This is a genomic window from Kitasatospora sp. NPDC056327 (genome assembly GCF_042261735.1).
Classification (GTDB): Bacteria; Actinomycetota; Actinomycetes; order Streptomycetales; family Streptomycetaceae; genus Kitasatospora.
On the sequence record NZ_JBHJRC010000114.1, the window covers coordinates 1 to 24134 of the forward strand.

Here is a 24134-nt window from a genome sequence, read left to right on the forward strand (position 1 = left end):
TGCGGCCCCCGGTCAGACGTTGACGCCGAAGTCCTGGGCGATGCCGCGCAGGCCGGAGGCGTAGCCCTGGCCGATCGCGCGGAACTTCCACTCGGCGCCGTTGCGGTACAGCTCGCCGAAGACCATCGCCGTCTCGGTGGAGGCGTCCTCGGTGAGGTCGTAGCGCGCCAGCTCCTTGTTGTCCGCCTGGTTCACCACGCGGATGAACGCGTTGCGGACCTGGCCGAAGTTCTGCGAACGGTTCTCGGCGTCGTAGATGGACACCGGGAAGACGATCTTCTGGACGTCGGCCGGCACGGTCGCCAGGTTGACCTTGATCGCCTCGTCGTCGCCCTCGCCCTCACCGGTGAGGTTGTCACCGGTGTGCTCGACCGAGCCGTCGGGGCTCTTCAGGTTGTTGAAGAAGACGAAGTTGCCGTCCGCGCCCACCTTGCCCTGGTCGTTGCAGAGCAGCGCGCTGGCGTCCAGGTCGAAATCCGTGCCCGTGGTGGTGCGGACGTCCCAGCCGAGGCCGACCAGTACGGCGGTCAGGCCGGGAGCCTCCTTGGTGAGCGAGACATTGCCGCCCTTGCTCAGGCTGACACCCACTTGTCCTCCAAGAATCGGGAGGCACTCTCCACGGTGCCCCTGCGGTGCGGTCCGAGGCTCCGGCGACGAACCGTGCCGGGCCTCTGACCAGCCAACGAGCCGATCGTAGTGCGGGGTTCCCGTCCGCGCCGGGGAACCGTACCGAAGCGGGCGGGGCGCGGCCCGCGGGCGGCTCAGAGCGCGCCGACGGCCGCCAGGTACTCCTGCTCGTCACGGGCGTCCGGCAGGCCGTTCACGACGCTCCAGCGGACCACGCCGGCCTTGTCGATCACGAAGGTGCCGCGGACGGCGCAGCCCTTCTCCTCGTCGAAGACGCCGTAGGCGCGGGAGACCTCGCCGTGCGGCCAGAAGTCCGAGAGCAGCGGGAACTCCAGGCCCTCCTGCTCGGCGAAGATCCGCTGGCTGAACGGCGAGTCGTTGGAGACGCCGAGCACCTGCACCTGGTCGTTCTGCAGACGCGGCAGTTCCTTCTGGATCGCGCAGACCTCGCCGGTGCAGACACCGGTGAACGCGAACGGGTAGAAGACCACGACGACGTTCTTCTCGCCGCGGAAGTCGGAGAGCCTCACCGGCTCGCCGTGCTGGTTCCTGAGCTCGAAGTCCGGAGCCTCGGTGCCGATCTCGATGGCCATGCGGGGGCCTTTCCCACTCGACGCGACTGGGCCGCGCGGGTGACGCGGCGAGCGCCATCCTCGCACTGGCCGGCACCGGCTGGGCCGGACGGGTGAGGGCTGCGCCGTCCGGGACCACCGCTTTCGCCCTGGGCGAACGGTTCGGCCGTCCGGGTCCGCCGGCCGCCGTCCGGAGGACCGCCGCCCGTCCTCCGCCCGTCCGCGGACCGACAGCAGGCCGACCTGGGCCGCGGTCCGGGGGCGGGCCGGGGCGCCTCCGGGGCCGCGGGGGCCGGCGGGCACCCCCGGGGCCCCAGGGCCTCCCGGGCGTCCCCGGGCGCCGCGGGGCGGCAGCAGGAGGCCGAACGCCGCGACGCCGGGGGCCGCAACCCCGGTGCCCTGGTCGCCGAGCCCCATGTCGCCGACGGCGCGGACGACCGGGTCTCGCCGCAGGAGGTGCAGCGGCTCCAGGGCGCGGTCGACGGCGTGCCGTCCACCGATCCCGCGCTGAACACCACGGTCGGCCGGGCCCCCCGGGTCGAACTGACCGGCGAGAGCGACCCGGCGCGCGCCGACGCGCAGGCGGCCGGGCTCAGGGAGGGCTCCGCCCGGATCCTCGCCGTGGGCCGGGACGACGCCGCCAGGCCGCTGGGCGAGGGCCGGATCCACCCGGACGTGCCGGAGGAGACCCTCACCGCCGCCGTCCCGGGCGGCGGCCCCGCGCGGGGCGGCGCCCCGGGGGCCGGCCGCGCGGCCGACGCCGGGCCGGGCGTCGGCCTCGTCGCCCAGCAGGAGCGCGGTCCGCAGATCCGGGCCGCGGCGGACCGGGGCCGGGCCCGGCTGGTTTCCGAGGAGGCCGCGCAGGCGCAGGGCGAGACCGAGGCCCGCCGGCGGAACCAGGCCGAGCTGGACGGGGCGGTGGCCGACAGCGCGCGGGCCCAGGCCGGCGAGCGGGGCGAGGCCGCCGAGCGGGTCGCGGCCGAGCGCGAGCAGTGGCGCACCGAGCAGGACGGCAGGATCTCCGCCGCGGACCGGGAGGCCGACGCCGAGCACCGGGACAGCCGCGGCCGGATCGACGGGAAGCGCACCGGGACCGACCAGGAGGTCCGGGACCGTCAGCAGGAGGACAACCGGAGGATCCAGGACCGGCGGAGGGAGGCCGAGGAGAAGGCGCAGCAGGAGAAGGACCGCAAGAAGGAGGAGTCCGAGGGCTGGTGGGGCTGGGTCAAGTCGAAGGTGAAGGCGGCCTTCGACGCACTGGTCGCGGCGGTCACCAAGGTCTTCGAGCACTTCCGCGGGCTGGTCAACGCCATCGTCGACGGCTTCCGCACGTTCGTGAACCGGGCGATCGACCAGGCGCGGAAGTTCGCCGTCGAGCTGATCACCGGGCTGGCCGACGCGCTGATCAGGATCTGCGACGTCCTGCTGGCGGCCTTCCCCGAGCTGCGGGACCGGTTCCGCCGCAGGATCGAGGAGTGGCGGGACCGGGCCGTCGCCAGGGTCAACGCCTGGGCGGACCGGCTCAAGAGCGCCGTCAACCGGCTGCTCGACGCCCTGGCGGCCGGGCTGAACGCGTTGCTGAACGCTCTGGAGGCGGGGCTGAAGGCCGCCGTCGAGGCGGTCCGCCGGGCCGTGCTGGACGCCGTCGACCTCGTGCGGAAGGCGATCGCGGTGTTCGGCGAGTTCGCCGTCCTGATCGGGGACGTCGCCGCCGACCCGGGCGGGTGGCTGCGGAAGCTGGGCACCGCCGCGGTCGACGGCGTCCGGCTGCACCTGTGGGGCGCGATCAGGCGTGCGGTGAAGCAGTGGTTCGACCAGAAGGTGGAGTCGGTGGTCGGCCTGACCTCCACCGTGGTCGACGTGCTGGTCAAGGGCTGCGTCTCGATGGCGCAGATCGGCCGGATGGCCTGGCAGGCGATCGTGGCGGCGCTGCCGGGGATGATCGTCTCGATCGTCGTCGAGAAGCTGGTGTCGCTGATCGTGCCGGCGGCCGGCGCGATCATGGCGATCATCCAGGGGCTGGTCGCGGCCTGGAACACCGTCAGCCGGATCGTCGCCGCGATCGGGAGGTTCGTCGCCTTCCTCAAGGCCGTCAGGTCCGGATCGGCCGCCTGTCTGTTCGCCGACGCGGTCGCGGCGGGCGTGGTCGCGCTGCTGGACTTCATCTCCAACTTCCTGCTGAGCAGGCTCAAGGCGGCCGGCCGGACGGTCGGCGGCCGGCTCAAGGGGATCGCGCAGCGGATCCTCAAGGGCCTGGCCCGGGCCGGCCGGGGCGCCCGCAAGGCGGCGGGCAGGGCCGTGAACAAGGCCCGGGCCGGTCTACGGAGGGCCGCGCGGGCCCTGCGCCGCCGCCCCTCCCCCGGCCGCGCCGCCGTCCCCCTCCCCGCCCGGCGCCCCACCACCGCCGGAGGCCGGCGCCGCGGGGCCGTTCGCCCGCGGTCCGCCGCCCCCCGCCGCCCCGGCACGGCCGTCGGCCGCGCCCTGGAGGCCTCCCGCCGGACCGTCCGGGCGGCTCTCGGCCGCGTCGGCGCCGCCGCCCGCGCCCTCGGCCGCAGGCTCCTGGGCAGCAGGCTCGGCCGCGCCCTCACCGACGGCGCCCGGCGGATCCGCGACGCCTACCGAAGGCAGCGGGACCGCCTGCGCGACTGGCACCGGAAGCGCCGGCGGCAACGCGCCGAGCGCCGGGCGCGCGAGAACTCGCCCCGGGCGAAGCAGCAGCGACTCGACCTGATCGTGGCCCGCGTCCGCCCGCGGATCCAGCGCCTGCTGGCCCGCGGCGTCCGCCCGCTGGTCCTCCGGACGGTCCTTGCCGGGCTGCGGGCCTGGTACCGGCTCACCGGACTGGCGGAGGTCGGCAGCCCGGCCTTCACCGTCGAGGCCCTGCTCAATCCGAGGGCCGCGGCCGGGGGCGGCTTCGAACTGACGGCGGAGGAGCTCCGCGTGATCATCCGCACGCAGGCGGCGGGTCTCCTGGACCGGGCCGACGTCGTCGCGGTCGCCGCGCACATGCGGCTCATCAAGCATCAGGCCGGTGCCGACGCCCTGAACACGCCGCTGCGGACGGAGGGCGGGAAGGACGTCCCCGGCGCGGTCCGGTACCTGAGGAACCGCGGCACGGCGCTCGAACTCTCGGCCGCCGAGGGCGGTCCGCGCGTCCTCCCGCCGTACACGGTCGACTGGGGGAGGAAGGACCTCTACCTGGTCGGGCCGGAGGGCGGTCCGGTCAGCGAGCAGCAGAAGACGGGCGCCAGCAACTCGCAGACCATGGGCGTCGGCCACTACCACAGACTCCCGGGGCTGCTGGACGCCGCCCACCTGACCGACATGGACTTCGCCATGGCGCTGCGCGCCTACAGCCTCAACCGTCGTCTGCCCCCGTCGTTCACCCCGGAACAGCAGACCCTGGTGCGCAACACGCACTGGCTGATGTTCGTCCGGGAGTCCGTCCGGAGCACCGCGAACCTCGGCTACGCGGCGGTGACGACCGATCTGCTGGCCCGCGGACCGGGGGCCGGCGGGCTGGACCGCACGCAGGTGTTCGCCGCGTACGAGGGCAGCCGCCGGGGCGACCGGGGCTGGTACCCGATGTCGATGCGCCGTGCCGCGTCCGCGGCGCGGGGTCTGGAGCAGGAGGAGGCGGGACAGCTGAGCCACTTCGACGCGCCGGCCGCCGACCGCGCCGAGCTGAGGTTCCGCGAGCTGCAGCTGGGAGAGACCTGGGCCCTCGCCCGGACCGGCGGTCAGGGGATCCTCGCCACGACGGAGGCGGAGACCGTCAAGAAGGGCGAGGACCTCGTCCGCCGGTTCCTGCTGGGCTTCTACGGCCTGAGTTGAGAGGAAGACCCCATGACCCGACCGTTCACCCGCCTGGTCCTCAGACCGGAGTTCAGCGAGCACGACTTCAAGCTGGTCGTCTGGGACCTCTTCTGGGACCTCCTCGACCTCGGCCGGAAGGAGGACGGCGCCGTCGTCGACAGCTGGCTGACCCCGGACGGCACGGCCGAGGTGCACTACGTCGACGACGGGACCACCGGCATGCGCTACGTCACGATCCGGGGCGACGGCGCCGCGGCGGCGGAGGCGGAACTGCGGTCCCGCTGCAAGGTGTGGACGCTCGACGAGGCCCTGGCCGCGCTGCGCCGCCCGGCCGGCCGCAACGACAAGCTGGTCGCCCTGTACGCCGCCGCGCTGACCGCCGAAGGCCCGGAGGAACGGTCGGTGGTCGAGGCGTTCGCCACCGCCGCCCGGGACGACGATCCGGGAATCCGGCAGGCGGTGGTGGTCGCGACCGGCCACCTGCCCTGGCCCGGCCTGGTGGCCCTGGTGGAGGAGCTGGGCCGGACGGACCCGGTGGAGCACGTCCGGCACAACGCCCGGGTCCTGCTGGAGGGCCTGGCCCGCACGGAAGGCGAGTCCTGATGACCGGGTACACGGACGCCCCCAGGCCCGTGCGGTCCGGGCTGGTCGTCGTCGACCCGCGGCGCGGCACGCCGCAGCGGGTCGTGGTGCTGCAGTTCAACCCGGACACCCTGGAGCGGTCGCTGGCCCCGCAGTCGGCGGGGGCGGACGCCGGCGGGGACCGGACGGAGGCGCTGCGGCTCAAGGGGCCGGCCGTGGAGACCTGGAAGCTCACCGCCGAGCTGGACGCGACCGACCAGCTGGACGTCCCGGCCCCGAACGGCATCCATCCCCAGCTGGCCACCCTGGAGTCGCTGGTGCAGCCGGCCGGCGCGCAGTTGCGGACGCAGCAGGCGCTGGCCGCGCTCGGCACCCTGGAGATCACCCCGGTCGAGGCCCCGCTCACCCTGTTCACCTGGGGTGCCAAGCGGATCCTGCCGGTGCGGCTGACCGAACTCACCATCACCGAGGAGGCGTTCGACATCGATCTGAACCCGGTCAGGGCCACCGTGGCGATCGGACTGCGGGTCCTGACCGTCAGCGACCTGCCGTCCGGCCACCGCGGCGCCGAGCTCTACCTCGCGCACCTGGCGCAGAAGGAGCGGCTGGCCGGCACCGCCGCGGCCGGCGGGCTCGGCGCGCTCGGCCTGGGAGGGGGGCTCCGGTGACCGCCGACCAGCCGTTCGGCGCGCTGCCCGCGCCCTCGCCGTACCCGCCGACCAGCCGGTACCACGGTGTGCCGGTCGCCCTGCACACCGAGGCGGACGGACGGCAGGTGCCGTACCTGCGGCGGCGGCTGCTGCCGCAGCCGGACGGCCTGACGCCACTGGCCGAGCACACCGTCGGCGCCGGTGACCGGCTCGACCTGCTGGCCCACCGCTACCTCGGCAGCGCCGACCAGTGGTGGCGGATCGCCGACGCCAACCCGGTGGTCGACCCGCTGGAGGCGACCGCGACTCCGGGGCTGCGGATCGTCGTCGCGCTGCCCGGCGGGGTGCCGGGGGTGGGCGGTGCCTGACGCCTCGGCCGTCACGGGGGGCGGGCCGGTCGGGTCGGTCCGGCTCAGCCTGCTGATGGGCCCGCAGATCCCGGTGCCGGTGCCGCAGCCGGTGACCGACGCCCTGCTGTCGGCGCAGGTCACGGTGGCCTCGGGGCAGCGCAGCGGGTTCCAGCTCGCCTTCGACCTGTCGAAGCGCGGTCCGATCGGCACCGCCCTGCTGCCGGGCGGGTTCTTCGACCCGAAGACCAGGGTGGTGCTGATGGTCACCGTCACCGGCACCCCGAGCGTGCTGATGGACGGGGTGATCATCCGTCAGGAGGTCGGCATCAGCAACCAGCCCGGCCAGTCCACGCTCACCGTCACCGGCGAGGACCTGACGGTGCTGATGGACCTGGAGGAGCAGGCCGCGGTGCCGTTCCCGGCGATGTCCCCGGCGGCCCGGGTCGCCGCGATCATCGCCAAGTACGGGCAGTACGGCATCGTGCCGCTGGTCGTCCCCGAGCTGGTGCCGCAGACGCCGATGCCCACCCGGCGGATCGACTTCCAGAAGGGCACCGACCTCGGCTACCTCAACGAGCTGGCGAAGGGCAACGGTTACGTGTTCTACCTCGACCCCGGCCCGGTGCCCGGGACGAGCCGCGCCTACTGGGGGCCGGAGGTCCGGCTCGGCGTCCCGCAGCACGCCCTGAACGTGAACATGGACTCGCTGTCCAACGTCGACCAGCTCACCTTCGCGTTCGACGGGACGGCCCGCGAGGAGCCGGAGGCGCGGGTCCAGCTCCCGGCGACCAAGGTGTCCGCCGTCCTGCCGGTGCCGGAGGTCAGTGTCCTGCGCCCGCCGCTCGCGCTCAGGCCCGCGCCGGCGCTGAAGCGGAAGGTGGTCGCCGACACCGCCAAGAAGGACTCCACCCAGGCCGTCGCCGAGACCATCGCCCGGGCGATGCAGTCCGCGGACGCCGTCTCGGGCTCCGGACGGCTCGACGTCGTGCGGTACGGGCACGTCCTGCGGCCGCGCGAGCTGGTCGGCGTCCGCGGCGCCGGGCTCACCTACGACGGCCTGTACTTCGTCAAGAGCGTCACCCACGACCTCAAGCGCGGCTCGTACACCCAGAACTTCACGCTGGCCCGCGAGGGCCTGATCGCCCTCCAGCCCGTCGTCGTCCCCTGACACCCCCGAGCCCCCGCCCCCGAACCCGTCCGCCCGGCAGGACCGCCCCGACCGACCGGCAGGAGCCGCCCGCATGGCCGAACCGACCCGCTACCTCGGCAAGTTCCGGGGGACGGTGACGAACAACACCGACCCGCTCTCGATCGGCCGCATCCAGGCCCAGGTGCCCGACGTGCTGGGCGACACGGTGTCCACCTGGGCGATGCCGTGCTTCCCGGTGGCCGGCCAGGGCATGGGGCACTACGCGGTCCCGCCCGTCGGGGCGGGCGTCTGGGTGGAGTTCGAGCAGGGCGACCAGAGCTACCCGATCTGGACCGGCTGCTGGTACGGCTCCGCCCCGGAGCTCCCGGTGGACGCGCGGACCGGCCCGCCGGGCCTGCCCAACACGGTGCTGGAGACCTCCGGGCGGCGGGTGATCGTGCTGTCCGACGACCCCGCCACGGGGATCACCCTGCGCATCCCGAGCGGCGCCTCGATCGTGATCAACGACTCGGGCATCCGGATCAGCAACGGCCAGGGCGCCTCGATCTCGCTCGTCGGCGCCACCGTTTCCATCAACCAGGACGCCCTGAGCGTGACCTGACGGGGAGAGAGTCTCGTGCCCGGAAAACTGCTGCACGTCAACGCGACGGTGACCTGCCCGCACGGCGGCCAGGCGACCGCCCGGCCCGCCCAGGCCCGGGTGCTGGTCGCCGGCCAGGCCGTCACCTGCACCGCCGACCCTTACACCGTCACCGGCTGCCCGTTCAACGTGGCGGGGAAGCCGCAGCCCTGCGTCACCGTCCGCTGGGTGGTGCCGTCCGCCCGGATCCGGGTGAACGGCTCCCCCGCGCTGCCGCAGTCCGCCGTCGGGCTGTGCCAGAGCGCCGAGCAGGTCCCGCAGGGGCCGCCGGTCGTGACCGTCGTCCAGCAGCGGGCGGAGGGGGTATGAGCACCGCACAGGACCCCGGGCCCGCCGCCGGGCTGCGGACCCGCCCGCCCGGGCCGGTCCGGACCGACCTCGCGTTCCCGTTCCGGATCGACAGCCGGGGGCGCACCTCCGAGGCGGCCTACGACGACCACGTGCGCGACCTCGTCGAGCAGTTGCTGTTCACCAGTCCCGGCGAGCGGGTCATGCACCCGGACTTCGGCTGCGGGCTGCTCGACCTGGTCTTCGCGCCGAACAGCCCGGAACTGGCGGCCACCCTGCAGCTCTCCGTCCAGGCGGCGCTGCAGCGGTGGCTGGGGGACCTCATCGAGGTCGTCTCGCTGGAGGTGTCCGGCGAGGACAGCGTGGTGCGGGTCGAGCTGGCGTACGTGGTGCGCCGGACCGGTGCGCAGCGGCACGACGTGTTCGAGGGCGGGGTGGCGGCATGACCGGGCGGACCGGGGACCCGACGGCCGGGTGCGGGACGGACCCGCGCCGCGCGGACGTGCGCGCGGCGCACCTGCTGGGCCTGGACGGCGCCGAACCGGACGACGAAGGCCGCACGCTCGACGTGGTCTTCCTCGGCCGGGCACCGGAGTCGCTGGGCCCGGAGAACATCCGGATCGACGGCGGCCGGCGGATCACCGGCCTGCGCGCCCTCGCGGTCGAGATCGAGCGCGCGGACGACCCGGAGCTGGACGACCGGATGCGCGTCACCCTCGACCGCACGGGCGACACCTCCCGCTACCGGCTGGGCGTGGTCGAGGCGGACGCCCACGGCCGGCCGGGCACCCGCCCGTTCCCGGGGTTCGACCCGCGGTACGCGAGCACCTGGTTCGGCTTCGGCGCCGACTGCCCGTCCCCCTACGACTGCCGCACCGAGGAGGGCTGTCCGCCCGCCGTCCGGCCGTCCCCGGTGATCGACTACACCGCCCGCGACTACGAGAGCCTGCGGCGGCTGGTGCTGGACCGGATGAGCCTGACCACCCCCGGCTGGACCGAGCGGCACCTGCCCGACCTGGGCGTCACCCTGGTCGAACTGCTCGCCTGGACCGCCGACCGGCTCTCCTACCAGCAGGACGCGGTGGCCACCGAGGCGTACCTCGAAACCGCCCGCCGCCGGGTGTCGGTGCGCCGGCACGTCCGGCTGATCGACTACGCGGTGCACGAGGGCTGCAACGCCCGCACCTTCGTCGCGCTGTCGGTGGAGCGCCCCGTCACCCTCCGGCGGGGCACCTTCCGCTTCGCCGCCGTCGACCTGGGCCGGCTCGGCCCGCAGGACCGCCCGGACCTGTCGACGGTGATCGCGGACGAGGACCTGGACGCGCTCGCCCGCACCGCCGCCGTCGAGGTGTTCGAGCCGCTCGGCGGGGCGGAACCGGTGCTGCGCCCCGCGCACAACACCATCGCGTTCTGGACCTGGGGGGAGCAGGACCGCGTGCTGCCCCGGGGCGCGACCTCGGCGACCCTGCGCGACGACTGGCACGGGGCCGACCGGGCGCAGGGCGACCGCGCCCGGCGGCTGGCGCTGCGCCCCGGCGACCTGCTGGTCGTCGAGGAGGTGCTCGGCCCCCGCACCGGCGCCGCCGCCGACGCCGATCCCGCGCACCGCCAGGCCGTCCGGCTCACCTCGGTCACCCCGCTGGTCGACGAGCTGTACGGGCAGCCGGTGGTCGAGGTCGCCTGGGCGCCGGAGGACGCGCTGTCCTTCCCGGTCTGCCTCTCCTCGCGCGGCGGGAGCGGCTGCGGCCCGGTCACCGGGGTGAGCGTCGCCCGGGGCAACGTCCTGCTGGTCGACCACGGCCGTTCGCTCACCTTCGGCGGCGGGGCCCCGGAGGCCTTCGCGGTGCCGCCGGAGCCGGTCCGCACGGCGCCCTGCGGGCCGGAGGCCGGCGGCTGCGCGGACGTCACCGGGGACAGCCCCGCGGCGGAGGCGGTCCACGGACTGCTCGACCTGGCCCGGGAGGGCCGCCCGCTCGGCCCGGACCAGGTCCGCGAGCTGGAGGCGCTGGTCGGCGGGGCGGCGGTGCGGCGCGCCGGGCTGAGCGTCCGGCTCGCGCCCGGCGAGGTCGCCGAGGGCGGGGGCGGCGCGGGCGCCGTGGTCGAGCCGCCGACCGCCGACGCCCAGGCGGCGGCCCTGGAGACGCTGCTCGACCAGACCCGCTACCCCGTCCTGCCGCAGCCCTTCCGCCCGGTGCTGCGCCACGCGCCGGTCACCCTGGCGGCCGCCTACCCGGACCCGGCGCACGTCCGCGCCGGACAGGCCGTCCTGCTCGCCGGGCTTCCCGGGCGCGTCCGGGAGCGGCTGACGGAGCTGTGGCGGCGGGCGCACCGCGGCCACGACCTGACCCGGGCCGAACTCGCCGAGCTGACGGTGCTGTTCGGCGAGCGGGTGGTGCAGGAGCTGCGGCTCGCCGACCGGCCCGCCGCCGGACTGCGCGAGCTGCTGGCCCGCCTGCCCCGGCTGCTCGCCGCCAAGCTGCGCCGGCTGGAGGTGCTCACCGCGCGGACCCGCTCCGGCGTGGTGCTCCGGCAGGACGGCGTCCAGGAGGTGGCCCGGAGCTGGGGCACCCGGTACGCGGCGGGGCTCGCCCCCGACTCCCCGGCACTGGCCGGGCCGGCGGGCGGGATCGCCGTCCAGGACCCACGGGCCGCACTGCCCGCGGTCCGGGCCGTCTCCGGGGGCCGGGTGTGGACGCCCCGCCGGGACCTGCTGGCCGACGGGCCGCGCGAGCGGCACTTCGTGGGCGAGCCGGAGGAGGACGGCCGCCTCGCGCTGCGCTTCGGCGACGGCCGGCACGGTCTGCCGCCCCGGCCCGGCTCGGACCTGCTGGTCTCGTACCGCGTCGGCAACGGGACGGCCGGGAACGTGGGCGCGGAGGCCGTCAACCACCTGGTGATCCGCCGGGAGGAGCCCCACCCGGACGGGCCCGGTGGCGGCGCGCCGCCGCGGGACGCGGTGCTGGGGGTGCGCAATCCGCTGCCCGCCACCGGCGGCGTCGAGCCCGAACCGCTGGAGCAGGTCCGGCAGCTGGCCCCGCTCGCCCTGCGCCGCACCCGGCTGCGGGCCGTCACGGCCGCCGACTACGCGGAGCTGGCCGCCGCCCTGCCGGGCGTCCGGCGGGCCGCCGCCGTCCTGCGCTGGACGGGCAGCGGCCAGGAGGTCCAGGTGGCCGTGGAACCGCACGGGCGGGCGTCGGCGGACGCCGCCCTGCTGGAGGCGGTCGGCGACGGCCTGGAGGCCTTCCGCAGGATCGGCCACGACCTGGTCGTGCGCCCCGCGGTGCTGGTGCCGCTCGACCTCGAACTGCGGATCTGCGCCCTCCCCGGCCACCAGCACGGCCACCTGCTCGCCGAGTTGCGGCGGGTGCTGGGAAACCGGACGCTGCCGGACGGCCGGCCCGGCTTCTTCCACCCGGACGCGCTGGGGTTCGGCGAGCCGGTGCGGGCCTCCCGGCTGGTGGCCGCGGCGGCGGCCGTGCCCGGTGTGCTCAGTGCCCGGATCACCCGGCTGCGGCGGCAGTTCGGCCGGGACGACGGCGAGCCGGCCGACGGGCTGCTGCGGCTCGGCGCCCTGGAGATCGCCTGCTGCGACGACGACCCCGACCGGCCGGAGAACGGCCGGCTCTCGATCGTGATCGGAGGTGGCCGATGAACGGCCAGTGCGCCTGCGGCTGCGCGGGCACCGCCACCGGGACCCCGGTCCCGCTGTTCAACCCGCCCGGGCTGGACGCCGTCGGCTACCGGGTGGGCCGCCACGGGCAGTTCCTCGCCTCGCTGCTCGCGCGGCTGTCCGGCCCGGCCTACCCGGCGCTGCGCGACCTGACGGTCCGCACCCCGGACGACCCGGCGATCGCGCTGCTGGACGCCTGGGCCGTGCTCGCCGACGTGCTCACCTTCTACTCGGAGCGGATCGCCAACGAGGGCTATCTGCGCACCGCCACCGAGGAGGCGTCGCTGACCCTGCTCGGCCGGCTGGTCGGGCACCGGCCCCGGCCCGGCGTGGCCGCCGACACCTTCCTCGCCTACACGCTCGACCACGACCCGCGGGCCGCCGAGGACCCGACCGTGCCGATCCCGCGCGGCTCCCGCAGCCAGAGCGTCCCCGGGCCCGGCGAGGACCCGCAGTCCTTCGAGACCGCCGAGGACCTCGCCGCCCGCTCGGGCTGGAACGAACTGGCCGTGCTGCTCCGCCGCCCCTACCAGCTGACGCCCGGACAGCTGAACCCCGGCGGGCGGGCCGAACTGTTCGCCGCCGGCACCGCCAACAACATCCGGCCCGGCGACCGGCTGCTGTTCGTGTTCAGCGCCGACCGGGCCGCCGATCCGGTGCACCGGGCGCTGCGGCTGGTGCCGGAGGTCCGGATCGACCGCGAGAACGACGTGACGGTGATCGGGCTGCCCCGGGACCTGCGCACCCTCAAGGACCTGCGCACCGAGCTGGCCGAGTGGATCACGGTCTCCGACGGCGCCCCCGATCCGCGGCCCGGGCGCAGCCGGATCGTCCGGGACTTCGACGAGCAGGTGCTGGCCCCGCTGCGCGCCGACCTCGACCGGCCGGACGGCCCGCTGAGCACCCCGGCCGACTTCGCCGACCGGCTCGCCCCGGTCGTCGAGCGGGCCGCCGAGGCCGCCGAACTGGCCCGCTCCCGGCGGCCGGTGGCCGACTGGTTCGGCCGGCTCGGCGAGCACCTGAACGGCCTGCGCGACCGCGCCCACGGACTGGAGCCGCCGCAGGTCCCCGACCGGCCCGGCCCCGGGGCCACCGACCCGGCCGTCCGGGGGCTCGGCCCGCTGCTGGCCGCGCTGCGCACCGCCCCCGCCCGGCCGCCGCTCAGCGCGCGGGACCTCGCGCGCGACCCGCGCAGCCTGTTCGCCCCCGGCTCGGACCTCGGCGCGCAGCTGCTGGCCGCGCTCGACCCCCGGCTGCGCGACGGCCTCTACCCCGCCTGGCGGCAGGTCGACCTGACGGCGCCGCTCGCCGTCCAGGAGATCCAGGCCATGCGGGTGGTCGCCACCCCGTTCGGCGCCACCGCGCCGCTCAAGCCGGTCTTCGGCGACGACGGCCGGATCGACCGGTACGTGGACTGGCCGCTCTCCGGCAGCACCCTGATCGGTGTCCGGATCACCTTCGACACCGCCGGAACCGTCCCGCGGACCGCCGACTTCACCTACGTCGAGGCGGGCAGCCTGCTGCACAGCGGCTTCTCGCTGCCGTGGGACCACACCTTCCCGTTCGGGCCCGGCCAGGTCAAGGTGGACACCACGGAGCCGCCGCCGGAACCCGCCCCCGAGCCGGGCCCCGAGCCCGGCGTCACCACCCGGTTCCTGGCCCGGCTGCCCGAGCGCACGGTCCTCGTCTCCCGTCCGCAGGCCGACCGGCGGATCCACGTGCGGATCGACGGCGGGCCCGGCGCCGCGCTGGACTACCGGCTCGAACCGGACCAGGAGCGGACCGGCGAGTCCGGCGAGCTGAACGTCCGGGTGCACCGCTACGCGGGCACCGACGATTCGCCGCCCGCCGTGGAGGTGGTGTTCACCACCAAGCTGCAGCCGGTCTCCGGCACGGTGCTGGCCCTCGACGCCGTCTACGACCAGATCGCGCCGGGCAGCTGGGTGGTCGTCCAGCGCCCGCGCAAGGGACTCGACGGCGGCGTTCCGGGCAGCCGCGACCTCGCCGAGGTGATCACCCGGGTGACCGACGTGCGGGTGATCTCCCGCGCCGACTTCGGCATCACCGGCAAGGTGACCGAACTGTCCCTGCAGCAGCCGTGGCTGGACGACAAGGACACCCACCTCTCGGACATCCGGGACGCCACCGTCTACGCCCGCGGCGAGTCGCTGCGGCTGGCCGACGAGCCGGTCACCGAGGACGTCCACGGCGACCGGATCGAACTCGCCCGGCTGTACGACGGCCTGACTCCCGGCCGGTGGATCACCGTCTCCGGCGAGCGGACCGACATCCCGGGCACCGCGGGCGTCCGGGCCACCGAACTCGCCATGATCGCCGGCGTCGGGCAGGGCGTCGACCCCCGGCTGCCCGGGGACACCGTCCGCACCACGATCACGCTCAGCGCCCCGCTCGCCCACCGCTACCGGCGCGACGGCGTCCGGATCCTCGGCAACGTGGTCCGCGCCACCCAGGGCGCCACCCGTGACGAGGCGATCGGCAGCGGCGACGCCGGCCTCCCCGGTCAGCGGTTCACCCTCTGGCAGTCGCCGCTCACCTGGCTGGCCGCCGACACCCCCGCGGGCGCGCGCAGCACCCTGGAGGTCCGGGTCGACGGGGTGCTCTGGCACGAGGTCGACAGCCTCGCCGGGCGGGGCGCCGGTGAACGGGTCTACGTCACCGCGACCGCCTCCGACGGCCGCACCACCGTCGTCTTCGGCGACGGCGTGCACGGCGCGCGGCTGCCCACCGGCCGGGAGAACGTCCGGGCCCGCTACCGGATCGGCATCGGCACGTCCGGCAACGTCGGTGCCGGCCGGATCACCCAGCTCACCACCCGCCCGCTCGGCGTCTCCGCGGTCGTCAACCCGCTGCCCGCCACCGGTGGCGCCGGACCGGACGGGCCCGGCCTCGCCCGGCAGACCGTGCCGCTCGCCGTCACCGCCCTGGACCGGCTGGTCTCGGTCCCCGACTACGAGGACTTCACCCGCGCCCGGGCCGGCATCGGCCGCGCGAGCGCCGTCCGGCTCCCGGACGGCGCTCGGGAGGTCGTCCACGTCACGGTCGCCGGGGTCGACGACATCCCGCTCACCGACGGCTCCGAGCTGATCCGCACCCTGCGCGCCGCGCTCACCGCCCACGGCGACCCGCGGCTGCCGGTCCTGGTCGCCGTGCGGGAGCCCGTCCTGCTGATCGTCGCCGCGAACGTGCGGGTCGACCCGGACCACTCCTGGGACGTGGTCGAACCCGCGCTGCGCCGCGCCCTGCTCGGCCGCCTCGGCTTCGCCGGGCGCCGGCTCGGGCAGAGCGCCCACCTGTCCGAGGTGCTCGCCGTCGCCCAGGCCGTCCCCGGCGTGGACCGGGTCGACGTCGACGCCTTCACCGGCGTGCCCGGCGGCATCACCCCGGAGGGCCTGGAGCGCCTGCCCGGCCTGCTCGCCAGGCCGCAGCCGGTGGTCCCGGCCCTGCTCGCCCGCTTCGACGAGCAGCGCTACCGGGTGCGGGACCCGGCCGGCGAGACCCTCACCGGCATCGCCGCCCGCCACGGCATCCCGGTCGCCGAACTGCTGCGCCTCAACCCCGACGTCACGGACACCCGCCCGCTGCCGCCCGGCCGGGTGCTGACCGTGTTCCGCGGCGTCCGCCCGGCCCAGCTCGCGGTGCTGTCACCGGAGCTGCCCGACACGTTGATCCTCAAGGAGGTCCGCTCGTGAGTGAACGCGGTGTACTCGCCACCGGAGGGCGCGCGGGGGCGAACGCCCCCGCGGGGCGGAACGGGGCGCAGTCATGAGCGGGACCGCGGGGAGCCGGGACCCGGACGGGCTGCTGGAGCTGCTTCCGCAGTGGCACCGGCTGCGGGACGCCGACGCGGGCGAGCCGCTGCGCGCCCTGCTGGCCGTCGTCGCCGAACAGGTCGACGTGGTGCGCGGCGGCATCGACCAGGGCTACCGGGACTGGTTCGTGGAGACCGCCGCCGACTGGGCCGTCGCCTACCTCGGCGACCTGGTCGGCTACCGGATCCTGCCCGGCTACGAGGAGGTGCTCGCCACCGGCCTGCACGGCGGCGCCTCCCCCGAGCGGGCCGCCGCCCGCGACCGGCTCGCGGCCCGGCTGGCACCGCGTCACGACGTCGCGAACACCGTCGCCAACCGCCGCCGCAAGGGCACCCTCGCCCTGCTGGAGGAGCTGTCCGCCTCGGTCGCCGACTGGCCGGCCCGGGCCGTGGAGCTCTCCCGGCTGCTCGCCGGCACCCGGCCGGTGCGGCTGCTGCGCCCGGACGAGGAGCCGGCCGACCGCCGGCGGCCGCTCCGGGGCCGGCTGGTCGACGTCCGCCACGGGGCCGGTCTCGACCTGCTCAGCGGCCCCTTCGACGGGCAGGCGCACACCGCCGACGTCCGCCGGGCCGCGTCCCCGCGCCGCCGGGGCGGGCTCACCCCGGCCGGTGTCGCCCTGCACGTCTGGCGGCTGAAGCCCTACCCGGTCACCCGGGCACCGGCCTACTGCATCGACCGGGCCAGGAACCTGTTCACCTTCTCGGTCCTCGGGAACGACGCCCAGCTGTTCACCCGGCCCGAGCCCGAGCCGTCGGCGAACCACCTGGCGGCGATCGACAACGTGCCCGCCCCGATCCGGCGCCGGCAGCTGGCCGAGCGGCTGGCCGACTACTACGGGCCCGGCCGGAGCTTCGCCATCTGGCGCGACGGCGCCCAGGAGCCGGTCCCGCCGGCCGAGATCACGGTGGCCGACCTGAGCGGCTGGACGTACCGGCCCCGGCGCGGCCAGGTCGCCGTCGACCCGCTGCTCGGCCGGATCGCCTTCGGCGCCCGCACCGCCCCGCGCCACGGCGTCCGGGTCGACCTCCACTACGCGTTCTCCGACGACACCGGCGGCGGGGAGTACCCGCGCGACCGCCCGGAGGTCCCGCACCGGTCGCTCTACCGGGTCGGCCCCGGCCGGAGGTTCGAGCGGATCGACGACGCCTACCGGCAGTGGCGCGCCGACCGGGCGAGCGGTGCCGCGGGCGCCGCCGCCGTCATCGAGATCACCCACAGCGGTGCCCACCAGGAGCAGCTGGACTTCGAGCTGGCGGCCGGCGAACGCCTCGAACTGCGCGCCGCCGAGGGCACCCGGCCGGTGATCCGGCTGCTCGACTGGTACAGCAACCGGCCGGACGCGCTCAACGTCCGGGGCGTCGAACCGGGCGGGCGGCTGGTCCTGGACGGGCTGCTGATCACCGGTCGCGGGGTCAACGTCACCGGCCCGCTCGGCTCCCTCACCCTGCGGCACTGCACCCTGGTGCCCGGATGGTCGCTGGAGCCGCACTGCGAGCCGCACGCCCCGCAGGAGCCGAGCCTCGTGCTGGACCGCACCACCGCCTGCGTCCGGATCGAGCGCAGCATCCTGGGCGCGGTCCAGGTGGTCGGCGACGAGGTGGACGACGACCCGCTGGAGATCCACCTCACCGACAGCGTCCTGGACGCCACCGGGCCCGACCGGCCGGCGCTCGCCGGTCCGGACTGCGAGCACGCGTACGCGCTGCTGCACGTCCGGCGCTCCACGGTGGCCGGCGAGGTGCACGTGCACGCCGTCCCGCTCGCCGAGGACTCCGTCTTCACCGGACGGCTGCGGGTGGCCCGGCGCTCGCCCGGCTGCCTGCGGTTCTGCTACGTCCCGCCGGGCTCGCGCACCCCGCGCCGGTACGCCTGCCAGCCCGACCTGGTGCGGTCGGCGGTGACCGGGCTGGTCGAGCGCGGCGGGCTGGACCCCTCGCGGGCGGCCGAGTGGCGCGAGGCGGAGACCGGCCGGGTCCGCCCGCTGTTCACCAGCCTCCGCTACGGCACGCCCGGTTACGGCCAGCTGGCCGCCGGGTGCGCGCCGGAGATCACCCGGGGTGCCGAGGACCGGTCCGAGCTGGGCGCCTTCCACGACCTGTTCCAGCCCCAGCGCGAGGACAACCTGCGGGCGCGGCTGGCCGAGTACACGCCGGCCGGCACCGACGCCGGGATCTTCTTCGCCACCTGACCCGCCCGACCCGCCCGCCCACCGGTCGTCCCGCCGGCCCGCCCGCACCGCACAACGTCTCCGACCCGACCCCGTTCCGCTCCCGACCATCACCTGTGAGAGGGAAACCGTGCACGCAGACTTCTCGCGCCTGACGTTCCGGCCCGGCAAGCACTACTCCGCCGTGCTGACCCAGCAGGGCCGGGTCCAGCTCGACGCCGACGCCAACGAGCAGGCCGCGATCGAGCGCTACCAGCTGCGCACGCTCGCCGCCGACCTGATCGGCCGCCGCGGCGGTCCGGCCGCGGCGGCCGGGTTCGCGATCGGGCACCTGCCGGGCGCCCACGACCTGGACGACCTCACCATCGGCGGCGGCCGGTACTACGTGGACGGCATCCTGTGCGAGGCCTTCCGGCCCGAGCCCGGCTCCGCCGCGCCCGACGACGACGCCCCGGACGGCGGCCACTGCGACGGCGCTCCGGGCGGGACCGGTCCGGGCGGGGACGGCGACGGCCGGCAACTGCCGGCCGTCTGGACGTACTGGGACCAGCCGGACGCCTACCGGGACCAGGACCGCCCCGGTGACCGGCTGCCCGGCACCTTCCCGTTCCTGGTCTACCTGAAGGTGTGGGAGCGCAGCGTCACCGCCGTCGAGGACCCGGAGATCCGCGAGGTCGCGCTCGGTGCGGCGATGCCCGACACGGCGGCGCGGGCCCGGGTCGTCTGGCAGGTGCTGGCGCTGCCCGGTGCGGAGTTGAGCACCTCCGACAGCCGCCCGGCGGACACCGGCGGGCCGGACGGGACGGCGGCGGGAGCGACGGACGGCGGCACGGCGGCGGACGGCGGCACGGCCCGGGTCCGGGCGGCCTTCGACGCCTGGGCCGAGCCGCGCGAGCGGCCCGCCGGCCGGCTCGCCGCCCGCGCCCGGCGGCCCGGGCGGGCGAGCGAGGACCCGTGCCTGGCCTCGCCCGAGGCGGCCTACCGGGGCCCGGAGAACCAGCTGTACCGGGTGGAGGTGCACCGCGGCGGTCCGGCCGGGGAGGGCGCCACCTTCAAGTGGTCCCGGGAGAACGGCTCGGTCGTCCTACCGGTCGTCTCGGTCGAGGGCGTCTGGGTCGGCCTCACCTCCCTCGGCGACGACGACGGGCTCGCGCTCTCGGTCGGCGACTGGGTCGAGGCCGGGGACAGCGCCTACGTCAGCCGGAACGAGCCGGCGGATCTCCTCCGGGTGGAGGAGACCGACCTGCCGGGCCGGCGGGTGCGGCTGTCCGCCGAACCGGTGCCGGAGGTCGGGCGGCTGGGCGAACGCCGCCCCTTCCTGCGCCGCTGGGACCACCGGGCTCCCCTCGGCCGGGACGCCCTGCCGCTGTCCGGCGGCGCCCTGCGCCTGCGGGAGGGGGTCTGGCTGGACCTGGAGGACGGCGTACAGGTGTACTTCCGCCCGGACGGCCGGTACACCCGGGGCGACTACTGGCTCGTCCCGGCGCGCACCGCGACCGGCTCGGTGGAGTGGCCGCGCGGCGCGGCCGGCGAGGCGCTGTTCCAGGCCCCGGCCGGGGTCCGGGTGCACCACGCCCCGCTCGCCTGGGTGACCGGCCCGGGCACGGCCGTCGACCTCCGGCAGACCTTCGGCCCGTTGGCGGCCCCCACCCCGCACGGGGGCTGAGCGGAGCAGGGGAGCCCCGCCGCCACCCGCGCGTCACCGGCCGCGCGGGTGGACGCGGGTGGACGTGCGGCTGGTGCGGGAACGAGTTGATAACGGCAACTCCAGCCCCTTGTTAATGCAATTTCACATTACTATTGTACAGCTGCATTGCCCCCCACCCCGTGCAATCCGGCACCGTCCTCACCACCCCCACCGCGCCGCCCCGGTTCCCCCCGGCCCGCGGCGCCCCCGCCGCCGCCGGCCTCCCAGCCCCCCGGGGAAGGCCGGCGGCGGACGGGTCAGTGGGTGCGACAGGCGTCGAGGAGGGCGTGTTCGAGAGTGTTGCCGCCGGTATCGGTCAGCTCGGCGCACAGCGGGACGCCGGTGCCGGGCGGCGGGTTCCGGACCGGAGCCGGGGCAGCGACGGCGGGGAGGGTCTGTCGAGGTCCTGCGCCGAAGCCACCCGCCCGGCGTGTCGCCCGCGCCGACCGGCTAGCCTGGACCGCTCCCCCGCCCGACCCGTCGAGGAGCGCCGCGCCGTGTCCGACAGCTTCGCCCACCTGCACGTCCACACCGAGTACTCGATGCTGGACGGCGCCGCGAAGAACGGCAAGCTGTTCGCCGAGGCGGAGAGACAGGGCATGCCCGCCATCGCGATGAGCGACCACGGCAACATGTTCGGCGCCTACGAGTTCTTCCACGCCGCCGCCAAGAGCGCCGTCAAGCCGATCATCGGCATCGAGGCGTACGTCGCCCCGTCCTCGCGCTTCCACAAGAAGCAGGTGTTCTGGTCGCCCGGTGGCCAGCGGCCGGCCAGCGCGGACGGCGAGGGCGGCAAGGACGTCTCCGGCGGCGGCCGCTACACCCACATGACCATGTGGGCGGAGAACGCCACCGGCCTGCGGAACCTCTTCAAGCTCTCCTCGCTCGCGTCGATGGAGGGCTACTACATGAAGCCCCGGATGGACCGCGAGCTGATCGCCGCCAACGCCACCGGCATCATCGCCACCACCGGCTGCCCCTCGGGCGAGGTGCAGACCCGGCTGCGGCTCGGCCAGTACGACGAGGCCGTCAAGGCGGCCGGCGCCTACCAGGACATCTTCGGTCGGGAGAACTACTTCCTGGAGCTGATGGACCACGGCCTGTCCATCGAGCAGGACGTGCGCGAGGACCTGCTGCGCCTCGCCAAGCAGCTGAACATCCCGCTGCTGGCCACCAACGACTCGCACTACGTCACCGCCGACCAGGCGGACGCCCACGACAGCCTGCTCTGCGTCGGCGTGGGCAAGAACAAGGACGACCCGAACCGGTTCAAGTTCCAGGGCACCGGCTACTACGTCAAGACCGCCGAGGAGATGCGCGAGCTCTTCCGCGAGCTGCCCGAGGCCTGCGACAACACGCTGGCCATCGCCGAGCGGGTCGAGTCGTACGAGGAGGTCTTCACCTACGTCGACCGGATGCCGCAGTTCGACGTGCCCGAGGGCGAGACCCAGGCCTCGTACCTGCGCCAGAAGATCGCCGCCGGCCTCCAGCACCGCTACGGCGACAACCCCAGCCAGGAGGTGCTGGACCGGGTCGAGCTGGAGATGGGCGTCATCTCCCCGATGGGGTTCGACGCCTACTTCCTCGTGGTAGCCGACATCTGCCAGTACGCCCGGGACAACGGCATCCCGGTCGGTCCGGGCCGGGGCTCCGCGGCCGGCTCGATGGTCTCCTACCTGACCCGGATCACCGAGCTGGACCCGCTGGAGCACGACCTGCTGTTCGAGCGGTTCCTGAACCCCGAGCGCATCAACCCCCCGGACGTCGACATCGACTTCGACGACCGCCAGCGCGACCAGATGGTGCGCTACGTCACCGACAAGTACGGCTCCGCCTACACCGCCCAGGTCAACACCTTCGGCACGATCAAGGCCAAGGCCGCCGTCAAGGACGCCAACCGCATCCTCGGCTACCCGTTCGCGATGGGCGACCGGATCACCAAGGCGATGCCGCCGGACGTCATGGGCAAGGGCGTCCCGCTGGCCGACCTCTTCAACGAGAAGCACCCGCGGTACAACGAGGGCACCGAGATCCGCTCGCTGTACGAGAACGAGCCCGACGTCAAGAAGATCATCGACACCGGCCTCGGCATCGAGGGCCTGATCCGCGGCACCGGCGTGCACGCCGCGGCGGTCATCCTCTCATCGACCCCGCTGCTCGACCTCATCCCGCTGCACATGCGGGACAAGGACGGCACCATCATCACCGGCTTCGACTACCCGTCGTGCGAAGCCATGGGCCTGATCAAGATGGACTTCCTGGGGCTGCGGAACCTGGGCATCATCGATCACTGCATCAAGATCGTCAAGGCCAACCGCGGTGTGGACGTCGACATCGAGAAGATCCCGATCGACGACCCCACCACCTACCAGCTGCTGGCCCGGGGCGACACGCTCGGCGTGTTCCAGCTCGACGGCGGCCCCATGCGCGCCCTGCTCAAGCTGATGAAGCCCACCGAGTTCGCCGACATCTCCGCCGTCTCCGCGCTGTACCGGCCCGGCCCGATGGGCATGAACTCGCACACCAACTACGCGCTGCGCAAGAACGCCCAGCAGGAGATCGTCCCGATCCACCCCGAGCTGGAGACCCCGCTCGCCGACGTCCTCGGCCCCACCTACGGACTCATCGTCTACCAGGAGCAGGTGCAGCGAGCCGCGCAGGTGCTCGCCGGCTACTCGCTCGGCCAGGCCGACCTGCTGCGCCGGGCGATGGGCAAGAAGAAGAAGGAGGTGCTGGAGAAGGAGTTCGTCCCCTTCCACGCCGGCTGCAAGGAGCGCGGCTACTCCGACGAGGCCATCCAGGCGGTCTGGGACGTCCTGGTCCCGTTCGCCGGCTACGCCTTCAACAAGTCGCACTCCGCCGCCTACGGACTGGTCTCGTACCAGACCGCCTACCTCAAGGCGAACTACCCCGCCGAGTACATGGCCGCCCTGCTCACGTCGGTCGCCGACGACAAGGACAAGATGGCGGTCTACCTGGCGGAGTGCCGGCAGATGGGCATCCGGATCCTCTCCCCCGACGTCAACGAGTCGGTGGTCGACTTCACCGCCGTCGGCAGCGACGTCCGCTTCGGCCTCAAGGCGGTGCGCAACGTCGGCGTCCCGGTCATCGAGTCCCTGGTGGCCACCCGGGCGGAGAAGGGCAAGTACACCTCGTTCCCGGACTTCCTGGACAAGGTCGAGCTGGTGGTGTGCAACAAGCGCACCGTCGACTCGCTGGTCAAGGCCGGTGCCTTCGACTCCCTCGGGCACACCCGGCTCTCGCTCAGCACCGTGCACGAGAGCGCGATCGACGCCGTCACCGGGCTGAAGAAGCAGCAGGCGATCGGCCAGGACGACCTCTTCGGCGCCCTCGACGCCGAGGAGGGCGGCGGCATCGGGCTGGACTTCCAGCTCACCGACCGCGAGTGGCCGCGCCGTCAGCTCCTGTCCCTGGAGCGGGAGATGCTCGGCCTGTACGTCTCCAGCCACCCGCTGGACGGCGCCGAGCACATCCTCTCCCAGAACCGCGACACCTCGATCGCCGACCTCCTGGGCTCCGGCCGCACCGAGGGCGAGGTCCGGCTCTCCGGCCTCATCACCGCCGTGGACCGCCGGATCAACAAGGCCGGCAACGCCTGGGCGATCATCACCGTCGCCGACCGCGACGGCTCGGTCGAGGTGCTCTTCTTCCCCGCCACCTACAACCTGATGGCCGAGCAGATGGTGGAGGACAACGTCATCTCGGTCCGCGGCCGGCTCAACGAGCGCGACGGGTCGCTGAGCATCTTCGGGCAGGAGATCACCACGCTCGACGTCTCCTCCGCCGAGCTGGGCACCAAGCCGCCGGTCCAGATCAACGTGCCGACCGCCCGGATCACCCCGGCGGTCGTCTCCGAGCTCAAGCTGGCCCTCCAGGCGCACCCGGGCGACGTCCCGGTCCGCCTGCTGACCACCGGCTGGGACAAGGACACCCTCTACGAGCTCGGCTTCCAGGTGAACCCCGACAACGGGCTCGCCTCGGACGTCAAGACCCTCCTGGGCAACCGCGCCTGGGCGGGCACCGTCGTCCGCTCCTGAGCCGTCCGCTGCCGGACCGACGGGCCGTCCGGCCCCGGCGCCGCGGG

Annotated in this window: 15 protein-coding genes; 13 read left to right on the forward strand and 2 right to left on the reverse strand. The window is 74.9% G+C overall.

The genetic code is table 11. The annotated features are described in order from the left end of the window. Nucleotides 1-12 precede the first annotated feature (12 nt). Both ACFCX4_RS18485 and ACFCX4_RS18490 read right to left on the reverse strand, forming a co-directional pair. Nucleotides 13-588, reverse strand: coding sequence for a TerD family protein (locus ACFCX4_RS18485; RefSeq protein WP_030395854.1), 576 nt, complete (start codon nt 586-588; stop codon nt 13-15). Nucleotides 589-761: 173 nt separating this feature from the next. Next, nucleotides 762-1220, reverse strand: a complete 459-nt coding sequence (locus ACFCX4_RS18490) for a peroxiredoxin (RefSeq protein ID WP_376143631.1) — start codon at nt 1218-1220, stop codon at nt 762-764. Nucleotides 1221-1655: 435 nt separating this feature from the next. On the opposite strand from ACFCX4_RS18490, the gene ACFCX4_RS18495 reads away from it, so the two are divergent. The 13 genes from ACFCX4_RS18495 to dnaE all read left to right on the forward strand — a co-directional run bounded on the left by ACFCX4_RS18495 (nt 1656) and on the right by dnaE (nt 24087). Continuing rightward, a complete protein-coding gene (locus ACFCX4_RS18495; RefSeq protein ID WP_376143633.1) occupies nt 1656-5033 on the forward strand; it encodes a hypothetical protein in 3378 nt (1125 codons plus the stop codon). Nucleotides 5034-5045: 12 nt separating this feature from the next. After that, nucleotides 5046-5618, forward strand: a complete 573-nt coding sequence (locus ACFCX4_RS18500) for a HEAT repeat domain-containing protein (RefSeq protein WP_376143635.1) — start codon at nt 5046-5048, stop codon at nt 5616-5618. Then, a complete protein-coding gene (locus tag ACFCX4_RS18505) occupies nt 5618-6265 on the forward strand; it encodes a hypothetical protein (protein ID WP_376143637.1) in 648 nt (215 codons plus the stop codon). The genes ACFCX4_RS18500 and ACFCX4_RS18505 overlap by 1 nt, the downstream gene beginning before the upstream one ends. After that, entirely contained in the window at nt 6262-6615 is a 354-nt protein-coding gene (locus ACFCX4_RS18510; RefSeq protein ID WP_376143639.1) for a hypothetical protein, read from the forward strand. Before ACFCX4_RS18505 ends, ACFCX4_RS18510 begins: the two co-directional genes overlap by 4 nt. Before the next feature lie 55 nt (nt 6616-6670). Then, nucleotides 6671-7765, forward strand: coding sequence for a hypothetical protein (locus ACFCX4_RS18515; RefSeq protein ID WP_376143656.1), 1095 nt, complete (start codon nt 6671-6673; stop codon nt 7763-7765). Between the two features lie 73 nt (nt 7766-7838). Continuing rightward, nucleotides 7839-8348 (forward strand): phage baseplate assembly protein V, encoded by a 510-nt coding sequence (locus ACFCX4_RS18520; RefSeq protein WP_376143641.1) that lies wholly within the window; start codon nt 7839-7841, stop codon nt 8346-8348. Between the two features lie 15 nt (nt 8349-8363). Further along, a complete protein-coding gene (locus ACFCX4_RS18525; RefSeq protein ID WP_376143643.1) occupies nt 8364-8696 on the forward strand; it encodes a hypothetical protein in 333 nt (110 codons plus the stop codon). Beyond that, the gene (locus ACFCX4_RS18530) at nt 8693-9121 is read left to right on the forward strand and encodes a GPW/gp25 family protein (RefSeq protein ID WP_376143645.1); all 429 of its coding nucleotides are present in this window, start codon (nt 8693-8695) and stop codon (nt 9119-9121) included. The genes ACFCX4_RS18525 and ACFCX4_RS18530 overlap by 4 nt, the downstream gene beginning before the upstream one ends. Next, entirely contained in the window at nt 9118-12327 is a 3210-nt protein-coding gene (locus tag ACFCX4_RS18535) for a putative baseplate assembly protein (RefSeq protein ID WP_376143647.1), read from the forward strand. Before ACFCX4_RS18530 ends, ACFCX4_RS18535 begins: the two co-directional genes overlap by 4 nt. Beyond that, on the forward strand, nt 12324-16055 hold the full coding sequence (locus ACFCX4_RS18540) for a putative baseplate assembly protein (protein WP_376143649.1): 3732 nt from the start codon (nt 12324-12326) through the stop codon (nt 16053-16055). The genes ACFCX4_RS18535 and ACFCX4_RS18540 overlap by 4 nt, the downstream gene beginning before the upstream one ends. Before the next feature lie 73 nt (nt 16056-16128). Then, nucleotides 16129-18363 (forward strand): hypothetical protein, encoded by a 2235-nt coding sequence (locus tag ACFCX4_RS18545; protein WP_376143650.1) that lies wholly within the window; start codon nt 16129-16131, stop codon nt 18361-18363. Between the two features lie 109 nt (nt 18364-18472). After that, entirely contained in the window at nt 18473-20008 is a 1536-nt protein-coding gene (locus tag ACFCX4_RS18550; RefSeq protein ID WP_376143652.1) for a DUF6519 domain-containing protein, read from the forward strand. A 518-nt stretch (nt 20009-20526) separates the two neighbouring features. Continuing rightward, nucleotides 20527-24087: a DNA polymerase III subunit alpha gene (gene dnaE / locus ACFCX4_RS18555; protein ID WP_376143654.1), complete on the forward strand. Its 3561-nt coding sequence runs from the start codon at nt 20527-20529 to the stop codon at nt 24085-24087. Nucleotides 24088-24134 lie beyond the last annotated feature (47 nt).